At 71.7% G+C, this 12724-nt stretch carries 11 protein-coding genes and 2 pseudogenes; 5 read left to right on the top strand and 8 right to left on the bottom strand.

The features are described from left to right. Positions 1–104 (top strand): annotated as a pseudogene (locus IF67_RS43445) (IS481 family transposase); the annotation flags it as partial. Here the strand turns inward: IF67_RS43445 and IF67_RS0137195 are convergent. Further along, positions 101–760, bottom strand: coding sequence for a TetR/AcrR family transcriptional regulator (locus IF67_RS0137195; RefSeq protein WP_030993298.1), 660 nt, complete (start codon positions 758–760; stop codon positions 101–103). The pseudogene IF67_RS43445 and the gene IF67_RS0137195 overlap by 4 nt on opposite strands. Before the next feature lie 187 nt (positions 761–947). Between IF67_RS0137195 and IF67_RS0137190 the strand changes: the two genes are divergently transcribed. Together IF67_RS0137190 and IF67_RS0137185 are read left to right on the top strand one after the other, a co-directional pair. Beyond that, on the top strand, positions 948–2066 hold the full coding sequence (locus tag IF67_RS0137190; protein WP_030993297.1) for a serine hydrolase domain-containing protein: 1119 nt from the start codon (positions 948–950) through the stop codon (positions 2064–2066). 112 nt (positions 2067–2178) lie between these two features. Further along, positions 2179–2556: a pyrroline-5-carboxylate reductase dimerization domain-containing protein gene (locus IF67_RS0137185; protein ID WP_234341621.1), complete on the top strand. Its 378-nt coding sequence runs from the start codon at positions 2179–2181 to the stop codon at positions 2554–2556. 463 nt (positions 2557–3019) lie between these two features. Here the strand turns inward: IF67_RS0137185 and IF67_RS0137180 are convergent, their stop codons facing one another. Genes IF67_RS0137180 through IF67_RS0137160 form a run of 5 tightly spaced genes read right to left on the bottom strand, consistent with a single transcriptional unit; the run spans position 3020 to position 7174 of the window. Then, positions 3020–3592, bottom strand: a complete 573-nt coding sequence (locus IF67_RS0137180; RefSeq protein WP_030993294.1) for a GAF domain-containing protein — start codon at positions 3590–3592, stop codon at positions 3020–3022. A gap of 26 nt (positions 3593–3618) precedes the next feature. Beyond that, the gene (locus tag IF67_RS0137175; protein WP_030993292.1) at positions 3619–4239 is read right to left on the bottom strand and encodes a GTP-binding protein; all 621 of its coding nucleotides are present in this window, start codon (positions 4237–4239) and stop codon (positions 3619–3621) included. Beyond that, positions 4217–4615 (bottom strand): DUF742 domain-containing protein, encoded by a 399-nt coding sequence (locus IF67_RS0137170; protein WP_030078883.1) that lies wholly within the window; start codon positions 4613–4615, stop codon positions 4217–4219. Before IF67_RS0137170 ends, IF67_RS0137175 begins: the two co-directional genes overlap by 23 nt. A gap of 2 nt (positions 4616–4617) precedes the next feature. Then, the gene (locus IF67_RS0137165; protein ID WP_030993290.1) at positions 4618–5067 is read right to left on the bottom strand and encodes a roadblock/LC7 domain-containing protein; all 450 of its coding nucleotides are present in this window, start codon (positions 5065–5067) and stop codon (positions 4618–4620) included. Further along, on the bottom strand, positions 5057–7174 hold the full coding sequence (locus IF67_RS0137160; protein ID WP_030993289.1) for a sensor histidine kinase: 2118 nt from the start codon (positions 7172–7174) through the stop codon (positions 5057–5059). The genes IF67_RS0137165 and IF67_RS0137160 overlap by 11 nt, the downstream gene beginning before the upstream one ends. Before the next feature lie 711 nt (positions 7175–7885). Here IF67_RS0137160 and IF67_RS39940 point away from each other — a divergent pair. Beyond that, positions 7886–8221: pseudogene (locus IF67_RS39940) on the top strand (helix-turn-helix domain-containing protein); the annotation flags it as partial. An 87-nt stretch (positions 8222–8308) separates the two neighbouring features. Here the strand turns inward: IF67_RS39940 and IF67_RS0137145 are convergent. Next, positions 8309–9484 carry an MBL fold metallo-hydrolase gene (locus IF67_RS0137145; protein ID WP_030993285.1) on the bottom strand — a complete coding sequence of 392 codons (1176 nt, stop codon included), beginning with the start codon at positions 9482–9484 and terminating at the stop codon, positions 8309–8311. Positions 9485–9856: 372 nt separating this feature from the next. After that, entirely contained in the window at positions 9857–11263 is a 1407-nt protein-coding gene (locus tag IF67_RS0137140) for an NAD(P)/FAD-dependent oxidoreductase (protein ID WP_030993284.1), read from the bottom strand. Between the two features lie 428 nt (positions 11264–11691). Between IF67_RS0137140 and IF67_RS0137135 the strand changes: the two genes are divergently transcribed. Next, positions 11692–12705, top strand: coding sequence for a carbohydrate kinase family protein (locus IF67_RS0137135; RefSeq protein WP_030993282.1), 1014 nt, complete (start codon positions 11692–11694; stop codon positions 12703–12705). Positions 12706–12724: the final 19 nt, after the last annotated feature.

Raw genomic sequence — 12724 nt, 5'->3', positions numbered from 1 at the left:
TCGTGGAGTTCCTCCACACCTACAACCATCACCGCTGCCACACTGCACTCGGCGGCCACCCGCCCATCAGTCGAATCAACAATGCTGCGGGTCAATACAGCTAGCTCGGGCAGATTGCGGCCTCGATGTGGGCGAGTTGGGCGGCGAGGATCTCTTCGAACGCAGCGCGGCGGTCCACCCCGAGGGGGCGGACATCGCGGGCGAAGTGGGACAGGGCCGGGAAGCGTTCGGGGTCGGCGCCGAGTACCGCGACGCGAAACAGCTCCATACCCTGTTCGTATTCTCCGGGGGTGACGGTGCTGAACCCGGCCTCGGAGGCGATCAACGCGGCGATGAGGACCACGATCCGGTGGTAGCGCGCCGGGATCTCCTCGTCGGGCAGTCCCGACGCCCGCAGGGCCTGCAGCACCTCTTCCATGACCAGCCGGGAACCGGTGCCGCTTGACGCGTAGCGTCCCCAGACCGCGGCGAGCTGGGGCTGCTGACCGAAGGCCTCTCTCACGCGCAGGGCCAGGGCCGTGACGCGCTGCTTCCAGTCGCCCTCGGGGCGGTAGCCGTCCATGGCGGCCAGGAGGATCCGGTCGGCGACCGCGCGCAGCAGTTCGGTCTTGCTGCGGAAGTGCCGGTAGAGGCTGGAGGAATCGGTCCCGAGCACCGCGGCGAGCTTGCGCACGCTGAACGACTCGGCGTCGCTCGTGCGCAGCAACTCCGCGGCCGCATCCAGGATCCCCTCGGTCGACCAGCGCCTTCGGCCTGCCATCTCACCCCTCTCGTCGGGACTCAGCCTAACCTATGCACTTGGTGTTGCACGCACTGCGTGCATAATGAGGGCGTGAGCGTGCCGAGCGGCCTGGCAGCAGGCGGGCCGGCGTGCCACTCGTGCCCTGTTATCCGGGTCAGGCGGCCGACGTGGAGCCCACCCCGGGGAATACGAAAGGACGCATGTCGTGAGGAACCCGCTGGATCCTGCGGAGCTGAACGCCGCCATTGAAAACGTCCACCGCGCCGGGATGCCGGGCCTGTTCGCCGAGGTGCGTGACGGCGACCAGGTCTGGCGCGGCGCCGCCGGGGTCGCGGATGTCGCCACCGGCCTCCCCGTCACCGCCGACATGCGGCACCGCGTGGGCAGCATCACCAAGACCTTCACCGCCGCCGCGGCCCTGCAGCAGGTCGAGAGCGGTCAGATCGGTCTCGACACACCGATCGGCCGGTACCTTCCGAAGCTGGTTCCCGGAGAACGCGGTGACGCGATCACGGTCCGGATGCTGATCAACCACACCAGCGGCCTCGCCGAGTACCTCCCGTACGCCTACCCCTCCCTCAAGGCGTTCCCCGCCCTCGCGGACACCGGACCCCAGAGCCTGGACGACAACCGGCTCACGCGGTTTCACCCCACCGAACTGATCGAGATGGGGGTCACCGCACCTGCCGTCGGCGCCCCGGGTGGCAATCCGGGGGTGTACTCCAACACCAACTACCTGCTCCTCGGCGAACTCCTGGAACAGGTGACCGGCGCTACGGCTGAGCGGTACATCACCCGGAACGTCATCGAGCGCGCCGGGCTCCGGGACACCGAACTCCCCGCCGGACCGTACGTCAACGGGCCGCACTCGCAGCTCTACGAGGCGTGGTTGGGCATGATCGACCCGCCACGCGACTACAGCGTCTACGACATGTCATTTGTGGGGCCTTCGGCCTCGCTGATATCGACCGTCGCGGACCTCAACCGCTTCTACGGCATGCTGCTTGCGGGCGAGATCGTCAGCCCGTCGTCGCTGGCGCAGATGCAACGCACCGTCCCGGTCGTCTCCCAAGAGGGAAAGACGATCGACTACGGCCTCGGCCTGCACCCGATGGAAGGTCCCGGTCAGGGCACGTTCTGGGGCCATGGCGGCACGGTCTGGGGTGGTGGAGCGCTGGCCATGACCCGTGCTGACGGCAAGCGGCAGATGGCGGTCGCGGTGAACATGCAGAGGTGGAACAGGCTCGACTCCTCCGGCAAGCCGCAGCCCCACCCCATCGACGACGCACTTGCGGCTCTCCACCGCGTGGCGATGTACGGCTGACCGGGCCGGAGAGAGCCGCTTTCACCAGGCCGGCAAGTGTGCCGAGACGGGAGAGTCGAGATGGCAGCAGGTCCCCCTGCCGGCCATCCGCGAACGCCGCTCCGTCACGGTGGTGTACCCCTCGCACCCGGAGGTGAACTCCCTCTTCGAGCGCCTGGGCGGGGTGCTCCCCGTCGCGGACGAGGCCGCCTTCAACGTCTTCTCCGCGCTGACGGGGACGCTGACCACCTACTACTGGTACCTCGCCACACTCACGTCGTGGGCCGCCGACCACGGCATCGCCTCCGAGGAGGCGGACCGCTACGTTCGCAGCCTCTTCCAGGGCGTCGATCGCGCTCTGAGCGACGAGACCCGTTCCCTGCACCAACTCGCAGCCGACCACGAGACCCCGAACGGAAACAACGAACGCATCCGCACCACCTGGTTCGACCCGGCCAACTCCGAGGCCCTGACCAGTGCACTTGACGCGCTCCTCGCCGACCTCGCATAGCCACGTCGGACCGGTGAGGTCCTGGAAGTCGTGGAAGGCCGTCATCGGCTCTCCGGGAGTGCTCGGGCGGCGGTGTCTGCCAGGGGCCGGGCGGCGGGGCACCGCGGGGACCGGCCCGAGATCGAGCCGGGCGTCCATGTCGAAGCGGAAGGTGCCGTACGGGTTGACGTTGGACCAGAACAGGTCGGTTCCCGGTAGACGGTCCGGCCCCGGACGCCCAGCTCCTCGGCGAGCTCACCGGCAGTCAGCCTGCCCCGGTTCTGCAGCAGGAGGACGAGGGGAAGGAGCGGCGAGGCGCGCATGAACCGATCAATCCAGGTCCAGGTCCAGGTCCGGGCCGGGTCCGGGCTTTGGGCCCCCTCGGCGTTCCTGACCGCCGCAGCCGGCCCGCTCACCGGCATCCCGCCCCCGACTGCCGTCCGTGCCGGGCACCGGGGCCGGGTTGCTGGACCGGAGGGCCGTATCAGACGTCGCTCTGCTGCTTCTCCATCCGGTGGATCTGCTCGACGAGTTCGGCGGCCATCGACTTGATGGTCTCCAGCCCCTCCCGCCCCCACGGGCGCGGTTCGAGATCCACGACGCAGACGGTGCCCAGCGCCATCCCCGTACGGTCGATCAGCGGCGCCCCGAGGTAGGAGCGGATACCGATCTCGTCGACGACCGGGTTCCCGGCGAACCGCGGATAGTCGCAGACGTCCTCCAGCACCAGGGCCTTGCGGCGGACGATGACATGCGGGCAGTAGCCGTGGTCTCGGTCCATCACCCGGCCCGGCTGGGCGCTGGCGGGCGCCGGTCCCAGCTCGACGGCCTGGTCCTGGGCGGGCGTGTAGAGACCGGCGAAGTACTGCCGTCGCTCGTCGATGAAGTTGACCATCGAGTACGGCGCCCGGGTGGTCCGGGCGAGCTTGCGCGCGAACTCGTCGAACGCGGGCAGCGGGGACTCGCCGATGCCCAGGGCGCGCAGCCGGGCGACCCGCGCCGGGGCCTCGTCGTCCTGCGGGGTGAGCAGCAGATGGCGCGTCGGGTCGTAGGAGATGTACGGGGCACGGGAGGCGGGGTGGTTCACGGCAGCTCCGGGGTCGCGGCGAGGGCGGGAGTGAGCAGATGCTGGACGAGCGCTACCAGGACATGGGTGGCCGAGCTGCACCGGCGGGCGTCGCAGAGGACGACGGGAATGTCCGGGGAGATGTCCATGGCGGTGCGGACCTCGTCCGGGTCGTAGTGGTAGGAACCGTCGAACTCGTTGACGGCGACGATGAATTGGATACCGCGCCGCTCGAAGAAGTCGACGGCGGCGAAGCACTGGTCCAGACGCCGGGTGTCGGCCAGGATGACCGCGCCGAGCGCGCCGTTGGACAGCTCGTCCCACATGAACCAGAAGCGCTGCTGCCCCGGCGTCCCGAAGAGATAGAGGATGTGCGCCGGGCTGAGCGTGATCCGGCCGAAGTCCATGGCGACGGTGGTGGTGTCCTTGTCCTCGATACCCGCCAGATCGTCCGTGCCGACGCTGATCTGGGTGAGGAGCTCTTCCGTACTGAGCGGCTCGATCTCGCTCACCGCTCCGACAAAGGTCGTCTTGCCGACCCCGAAGCCCCCCGCGACCAGGATCTTGAGCGCGGTGGGGAACAGGTCGGTCGAGGAATCCCCCTGGGCGTGGGGGTCACAGTCGTTTGCGAAGTCCATTCAGCACCGCCTCCAGCAGGGCTCGGTCGGTACGGGACGCGGGCCCTGCCGAAACGGCTGCGGGGGCCCGCGCGGTGAGCGCCCCGCAGTCGACGAGGTCGGCCAGGAGCACTTTGGTGACCACGGCGGGCAGCCGTATGTGGGCGGCGATCTCGGCGACGGAGACCGGCCCGCAGCACAGTCCCAGCACCTGGGCGTAGTCGGGACCCTGGCAGGAAACGGGCCGCCGGCCGGTGGCCATCACCATCGTCAGCAGATCGAAGTGCGCCGTCGGACGGGTCCGGCCGTTGCTGACGGTGTACGGGCGGACCAGCCGGCCCGCCGCGTCGTCGTACCACGGTTCCCCGCCTTGCCGCCGCCGGCGACGCACGGTCATGGTCAACGACCGCCCGCGGGCGCCTGCTGGCGTGCGGGGGTGGACAGATACGGCCGGACGCTCTTGACCAGCATCGACATCTCGTAGCCCAGCACCGCCACATCGGCTTCGCGGCCTGCGAGCACGGCCAGACACGCGCCCGATCCGGCGGTCGAGACGAACAGGAAGGTGGACTCCAGCTCGACGACGACCTGGAGAACGTCGTCGCCCTCCCCGAAGCGCACACCGGCGCTGCGGGCGAGGGAGTAGAGGCCGGAGGACAGCGCGGCCATGTGGTCGGCGCTGTCCGGGTCGAAGCCGTGGGCGGCCTTGACCAGGCCGTCCGAGGACAGCAGCAGCGCGCTGCGGGCGTGCGGCACCCGCTGTACGAGCCCGGTCAGCAGCCAGGACAGATCGGCGTGCTGGCCTCCCTGAAGCTGCGCATGTGCCTGCGCACGCACATCACTCACCATGGTTGCGGTCGTCTCCTCGGGGGCGGGCCATCGTGGCATCGTGGTCACGGTCGTAGAGCAGGTCGTTGCCGGCCGGGCTGCTGGTGTCGAAGCCCTGGGCCGGAGTGGTGCCGTTGCCTCCGGCGGTGTCGCCGGCGTAGGTGTCGTCGGCGAGGCTGAAGCCACGCCGGAAGGCGGCCATCAGGCCGGGGTCGTGCTCGGGTTCCGGGCCCGTACGGCGTGTCGCGGACGGCAGGATCGGCTCGCCGCGCAGCTCGGGGACGAGATGCGTCTGCTTGCGCCGCCGGGGCAGCCGCGGGCGGGCGCCGTTATCCACGGCCGGCGGTGCGGGTGGCAGTACGACCGGGCCTGGGTCGGCCGGGCGGTCGGCGGGGACGGCGTCAGCGGGGACGGCCCCGGCAGGGACGGTGTGGGGGGTGTGCGACTCGGGCAACTGCGCGTCGGCCATGTGGACTTCAGGGGTGTGGGCGCCCGAGGCGCGGACCAGCCGGCGACGAGCGGCGCCGGCGTCGGGATCGGTGTCCGCGGAGACGGGGGGCGGGGCCTGAGGCGGGACCGGGGCCGTACGGTCGCCGTAGCCGTGCGACGCCATGTCGATCAGGTGGTCAGGGGCGGGGCCGGGACTGGGAATGGCCACGGTCCGGCGGCCGGGGGCGGGGCCGGGGTCGTGGCGGTCGTGGCGCTCACGGTGGCCGTGCCGCTCAGGGCCGTCGGCGGGACGGTCGACGAAGCCTCCGTCGTATCCCCCGTCGTGCTCGCGTACGGGGTCGGTGTCCGGTGATCCGGCGCGCGACGCATCCGCCCCGCCCGACTCCCCGCCGGCCGATTCCTCGCCGAGCAGCTCCTGGGGCACGATCAGCACGGCCTGTACGCCGCCGTAGATATTGCTCTGAAGCCGGACAACGATGCCATGCCGCCGGGCGAGCGAGGAGACCACGAACAGTCCGATCCGGCCGTCGCTCAACAGCTCGGCGACATCGACATGTTCGGGGTCGGCCAGCAGGGCGTTCATGCGCGACTGCTCATCCGCCGACATGCCCAGGCCGCGGTCCTCGACCTCGACCGCGAGGCCGGCGGTGACGAGCTGGGCGCGCAGCAGGACCGGGGTCTGCGGGGCCGAGTAGATCGAGGCGTTCTCGACGAGTTCGGCGAGCAGATGGATCACGTCGGCGACGGCGTGGCCGCGCAGGGTGCCCTCGATCGGCGGCACCAGCTTGATCCTCGGGTACTGCTCGACCTCGGCGATCGAGGAGCGCAGCACCTCGGTCATGGACACCGGACGGCTCCACTGACGGCGCGAGATGGCGCCGCCGAGAACGGCGAGGTTCTCGGCGTGCCGGCGGATCCGGGTGGCCAGATGGTCGACGTGGAAGAGGCCCTTGAGCAGGTCGGGGTCCTCGACCTGGTTCTCCAGCTCGTCCAGCAGCTCGATCTCACGGTGCACCAGGGACTGGAGACGACGGGCGAGGTTCACGAAGACCTCGACCTTCTGCTCGCTGCCGCTGGCGTTGCTGCGGGCGATGGCGACCGCGTCGATGACGGCGGACTCGGCGGCCCGGCCGGCGGCGGCCACTTCGTGGGCGAGCAGGTCGAGGGTGTCGCCGCTGGGCACGAGGCCCTGTTCGGGTTCGCGGCGCTGGATCCATTCGCCCTGCCGTACGCGGTCGAGCAGGTCGTACAGGTCGGACTGGCTGCGGGCGCAGACCTGGCGCAGCCGGGCGTACCGGGCGACGGCGGCGCGGGCCTCGGAGTTGGCGGCGGCGCCCGCGGTGAGCACGATGACGCAGACCAGGGCGAGCCCGCCGCACAGCACCACCCACTCGCGGCCGGTGAGCCGGGCGCCGCCCGCCTGGACGACGAAGGCGGCGACGGCCGTACAGATCACGGCGACGAGGAGGCAGGGGATGGCGGCGAGCCGGACCAGACGGGACCGTATCGCCGAGTCGGCGGCCGACTCGGGGAACGAGGCCCGGCCATGTCGTCCGCCCTCACGCTCCCGCCGCCGGGCGGAGGCGGGGACGGGGGCTACCCCCGGGGAGCCCTGCGGCCCTGGGGATCTCTGAGCCTCCTGGGACGTCTGGGTCCCCTGGGGGAATGCGGTAGGCATCGGCGCCCTCCGGATCGGCCGTTGGCAGTTCGCGGAGCACGCACGCTAGTTGTTGCACGGGTGGGGTTCGGACCCACTTCGGGGTTTCGCTACCCCTCGCCACCTCCTTGAGTGGGCGCTGCACGCACATGAGTGCGAGAGAATCCGAACTCGCGTTCAGGAGAAGCGAGTTGAGGCCCGTTGAGGCACCCCGAAGAGCCTCTTCCGGAGCTCGCGGGCGGCGCTCGTGGGCAGACGCGCGCCGGGGCCCGCTCGGCCGCCCCCGCACGAGCGCGGCCTCACAACGGCGCACCACCACGGCTCGCGTCCCCGTGAAGGTGCTCAGCTGCGGAAGCCGTTCGCCTTTTTGGTCCCTCCAAGAGCCCGCACGGAGTCAGTGACGAGGTGGCCCCGACCCTTGGCCGGGCGCTTTGCCCGGCGGAGCAGCTCGCGCACCGACAGCCCTCTCGGCACGACGTATCGCAGGATTTCCACGGTGCGCTTCTTCCAAGGGGGGATGGTGCGCCAGATGCCAGGGAGGTTCGTGACGCAGTTGATTCAGGTGCGCAGCCCTCAGACCGGCTGGCCGCCATGCCGTTCAGGGCCGGGTGCCACCTCCGTGTCGGCGGTCGAGCGGGCCGTGGCGTGGCCGAGCCTGCGCAGCGCCAGGTGACCGCCGATGCCGGGAACGACCGCGGTGGCCTTGGTGGCGGTCGCAGGCCCTGGGGGGGCCTGTACGTCGACAACGGCCAGATCCTCACCTCGGCCGGCGCCGCCGCCGGCCTGGATCTGTGCCTGCACATGATCCGCAAGGATTACGGCTCGGCCGTCCCCGGGACCAGCACCCGGACGCTGATCCGCCGCTTCCGCGAACAGACCGGCACCACGCCCCTCCAGTGGCTGCACCGCGCCCGTATCCGTCAGGCCCAACACCTTCTGGAGTCCACCCACCACACCGTCGAACGCATCGGTGCCCAGGTCGGCTTCGGCTCACCGACCGCCTTCCGCGACCGTTTCAAGAAGACCACGGGTGTCAGCCCGCACAGCTATCGCCGCGCCTTCAGCTGATGCCCGCGCGGGGCTGCCCGTTCGCCCTGAGCCACGCGCCGGCGCCTGTCGCCTCTCCGTCCCCTGTCGCCTGTCGTCCCTGCCGCCTCAGCGGTCCGCGACGAGGTCCACGTCGCTGGGGGAAACCGCCGGCGGCCAGGTGGGCCAGCCATGGACGGGGGGCACGGCAACCGCCCTCCACCACGGGTAGACGGCCGGGGGCGCGGCGGGCTCGAACGGCTCCCCGGGACGGGGGTGGGCGCTGGTGACCCCGGCCTTCTGGGCGGCGGTCAGGGTCCACTCGGCAGGCTCCGCCCACGGGTGCGGTGCGAGGTTGAACGTGCCCCAGTGGATCGGCACCATCACGCCGCCGGGCTCTCGGCCCTGGAGGTCGAGGTGGGACTGGACCCCCTGTTCAGGGTCCATGTGGATGTCCGGCCAGAAGTCGCTGTACGCACCGATCTGGATCATCGTCGCGTCGAACGGGCCGTGTTCCGCGCCGATCTCCGCGAAACCGGAGAAGTAGCCGGTGTCGCCGCTGTGGAAGATCCGGTGCTCGGGGCCCGCGACCACCCAGGAGGCCCAGAGGGTGTGCTGCGGGCCACGCAGGCCGCGGCCGCAGAAGTGCTGGGCGGGGGTGGCCGTGAGGGTCAGCCCGCCGACGCGGGTGGACTCGTGCCAGTCGAGCTCGGTGATCCGCTCCGCGGGCACACCCCAGAATTCCAGGTTGGCGCCGACACCGAGCGGTACGACGAAGGCCGCGCCGGTGCCGGTCAGACCCTGGATCGTCGGCATGTCGAGGTGGTCGTAGTGGTCGTGCGAGATCACCACGACATCGACCGGTTCCAGCTCGTCCAGCGCGATGGGCACGGGGTGCAGCCGCTTGGGTCCGGCCCAGGCGAACGGCGAACAGCGCTCGCCCCAGACCGGGTCGAAGAGCACCCGCTGCCCGTCCATCTCGGCCAGCACGCTCGAATGCCCCATCCAGGTGAGCCGCAGCCCGGAGGCGGGCGGCTCCGTCCCTGCCGCGGCGGTCGGGCGGTACACCGGAATCGGCCCGGCCGGCGCCCGGCGCAGCCGCCCCTCCCGACTCAGCTGGGTACGCACCATCGGCAGCGTGGAGCCGTGGAGCAGCTGCCTGGTCTCCACGGGATTGCGGAACTGGCCGTCCACGAACTGCGGCGACCTGCGCATCCTGGCCAGCCGCTCTCCGGTGGGCTCGGCGCCGAAAGCCGCGGGGCGCAACGCGGAAAGTCGAGTGCGACGGGGTCTGGAACCGGTCACGGCACCTCCATGGTCGGGGCAGTCGCGAAGTGAACGGGCCGCATGAGCGGCGGGTTCCGGTACGCCGCGTCACACGGCGCCGCCGTACGGTTTCCGCACCACGACGCCCGGACTCTCCACACCATCACCCGCAGAGACAAACGGCGCGACCGGCCGTGACATTCCGGAGCGGGGGTGTGACCTTGCCCGGAGCTGTCGCAGATGCCTTCCGGCCCGGCGACTCGGACGCGTCCGTTGGAGCGTCGTCGCGGGTGTGTCCCCCGCGAGCGGCGAGCACCTACGGGACAGGCTGCGGGCGGGCGGCATCCGCGGCCTGCGGACGGGCGGCGGCCGCCACCGGGCTCGGCGCAGCCGGTTTCCGGGCGGGCTCGCTCACACCCCTTCGACAACCGCGGGCGGGCTGGGCAGGCCGGGGCGGCGGGGCAGGAAGACCGTGCGCAGGAAGATCTGCGGGGCGACGAGACGGGCGGGCGGCGCGGTGAGGCAGAAGACGTCCCGGAAGGCCGCGCCGACGACGGGGTCGATGGCGGCACGGGCGAAGAGCCGGTCGATGTACCACGTGCTCAGCCGCTCCCCCAGGCCCGCCTTGGCGTCGTCGGGGCTCGCGTACGGGCGGTCCGAGCCGACCGCGGCGAGCCAGGCGGGCTCCACGGCGCGGGCCACCGCCCGCTGTACCTCCGCGGTGATCCCGGGGCGCAGACCGCCGCCGGCGGCGAGCGTGGTGCGGACGGCCAGTGCGCCGAGTGCGGCGATCGACATGCCCTGCCCGTACACGGGGTTGAAGGTGCAGCCGGCGTCTCCCAGGACGAGGAACCCTTCGGGGAGGGCACCGGGCCGTTCGTAGTGCCGGCGGCGGTTGCAGGTGTCGCGGAAGCCGTGCACCGGCGAGAGCGGCTCGGCCTGGGCCAGCAGTTCATGGACGTACGGGTCGCCGATGGTGGCGGTGAAGGCGGTGAACTCCGCCGCGTCCGTCGGCGGGTGGTGCCCCCGCACACCGGACACCGTCAGCAGCCACTTGCCGTCCTCGACCGGTACGTACGCGGCGCCGCGCGGGCACTCCGGCCAGCCGGGGACATTGACGCCCGCGTCGGGCGCGGTGGCCGGGTCCTTGGGGCGGTACATCCGGGTCGCGTAGGCCAGCCCCGCGTCCACGGTCTCCTCCTGCGGCGCGGTCCGGCCCAGCGCGGCGTACCACTGCGGGGTGCGGGAGCCGCGGCCCGAGGCGTCCACGACGAGCGTGGCCGGCAGCTCCCGCTCGGACCGCCCGCCCGGCTCACCGTCCCGTGACCGCACCCGTACTCCGCTCACCCGGCCGGGGTCCCCGGTCAGCCCGATGGCCTCGGTCGCCTCCAGGACCTCCACCCGGGTGGCCGAGGCGACGGCGGCCCGCAGCACCTGCTCCCGTACGACCGTGTCCAGCACCGGACGGGTGACGCTCAGCGTGAGGTGCCGGCGCTCGTCGAAGCGGCGCTGCCAGCCGGTGGCGGAGCGGGTGAGCAGATCGCGCGGCAGATACAGGCTGCGGGCACCCGCCTCGCCGAGGGCCGCGACCGTGCCGGGCAGCAGCTCCTCCAGGGCGCGTTGTCCGCCGCTCAGGAGGATGTGCAGATGGCGGGCCTGCGGGACGCCCTTGCGGAAGGCGTGCCCGTCCGGATAGCGGTCGCGCTCGACGACCGTGATCGCGTCGACATGTCCTGCCAGGGCGGTGACCGCCAGCATCCCGGCCAGCCCGCCGCCGATCACGATCGCGGTGCGCCCGCCTTGGGAGTCCCCTGCCATGTCCGCCTCGCTCCCCCGTCGGCCCGTCCGGCCTCCGGCGGTCCGCTCGTCCCTGTCCCCGGACCCGGTCACCCTGCCGGAATCCGTACGCCGTGCCCCTGCCTGACCGCCGTCCACGGAACCTGATCACTGACGGCGCCCTCAGGTTTCAGTGCCCTCACCGTCCATGTCAACGGCCCTTTCCGCCAACCGGTTCGAGGGAATTCCCAGCAGTCCCGGCCGGCCGCGTTTCCCCGCCCGTTCACCACCGGCCACTGATCATCGGAGCGGCTTCTTCCACGTCCTTTCCTCCCTCGTGTCACCGGAGTCCCTGACGTCCCATGAAGAGCCGGGCCTGCGTCTAGACTCCCGGCAGCGGACGCACCTCGTCCGCAAACGGTCTCACCAGCAAGGGATTCGTCTCACCAGCAAGGGATTCAGGGACGCTCGTGACATTCCAGCAGGTTTCTGAGCCGTATGACGCCTATGACGTCCTCGTCGTCGGCGGGTCGGGCGTGGACACCATCGTGTCGGTCGGCGCGCTGCCCGTACCTCTCGCCGACTCCTACGCGGTCCCGCCCGTTCACGAAGGAGCGGGACACACCGGCACCGGCGTGGCGCTCGGCTGCGCGGCACTCGGGCTCACCACCGCCTTCGTGGACTTCCTCGGCGACGACCACCCGGGCAGCCTGGTCCGTGAACGGCTGGCCGGTACCGGCGTCGACTTCCGGCCGCTGATCTCGCCGCACGGCACCCGTCGTGCGGTCAACCTCGTGGCCTCCGACGGGCGTCGGATGTCGTTCTACGACGCCCGCGACCCGCTCGACCTACGGATGCCGCCCGAGCACTACCTCCCCCCGCTGCGCCGTGCCCGGCACGTCCATCTGTCGATCATGCACTTCGCCCGTTTCCTGTACGACGACATCGAAGCGCTCGGCATCCCCGTCTCCACGGATCTGCACGACTGGGACGGGCTGACGGACCATCACCGGGAGTTCGCGCTCCGCTCGGACCTGGTGTTCCTCAGTACGGCCGGGGCGGGGGAACGGATCGGAGCCGTCATGCGGGAGATCCTGCACGAGGGGCGCGCCGAGGCAGTGATCGCGACGGCCGGCGCGGGCGGGGCATACCTCCTGTCCGCCGACGACCGCACCCCACGCCTGGTGCCGGCGGCGGTCCCGCCCGGCCCCGTCGTGGACAGCAACGGCGCGGGCGACGCCTTCACCAGCGGCTTCCTCTACGGCCGGCTGGCGGGCCGGGGCCTGGAGGACTGCGTGCGGCTGGGCGCCGTCGCGGGGGCCTATGCGTGTACCTCGCCGGGCACCCACACCCGCGTCGCCGGACCGGCGGACCTGGCCCCTGCCCTCACCACGACGGCGCCGGTCACCGCCACCGCGCCGGCCCGTGACGGGCAGCGGCTTCCGGCTCCGCCGGACGCCCGGGTCTCCCCCGCGGGTGCGTAGACCTCCGGCCGGGCCCGCG

Source organism: Streptomyces sp. NRRL S-1813 (assembly GCF_000719605.1).
GTDB classification, from domain to species: Bacteria; Actinomycetota; Actinomycetes; order Streptomycetales; family Streptomycetaceae; genus Streptomyces; species Streptomyces decoyicus.
This window is presented reverse-complemented; position numbering and strand designations above follow the sequence as displayed.

Coding starts and splice junctions, on each gene's coding strand:
- IF67_RS0137175 (WP_030993292.1), bottom strand. CDS start 4,239: ATGGACTTCGCAAACGACTGTGACCCCCACGCCCAGGGGGATTCCTCG.
- IF67_RS0137195 (WP_030993298.1), bottom strand. CDS start 760: ATGGCAGGCCGAAGGCGCTGGTCGACCGAGGGGATCCTGGATGCGGCC.
- IF67_RS0137165 (WP_030993290.1), bottom strand. CDS start 5,067: ATGGTGAGTGATGTGCGTGCGCAGGCACATGCGCAGCTTCAGGGAGGC.
- IF67_RS0137140 (WP_030993284.1), bottom strand. CDS start 11,263: ATGGCAGGGGACTCCCAAGGCGGGCGCACCGCGATCGTGATCGGCGGC.
- IF67_RS0137170 (WP_030078883.1), bottom strand. CDS start 4,615: ATGACCGTGCGTCGCCGGCGGCGGCAAGGCGGGGAACCGTGGTACGAC.
- IF67_RS0137160 (WP_030993289.1), bottom strand. CDS start 7,174: ATGCCTACCGCATTCCCCCAGGGGACCCAGACGTCCCAGGAGGCTCAG.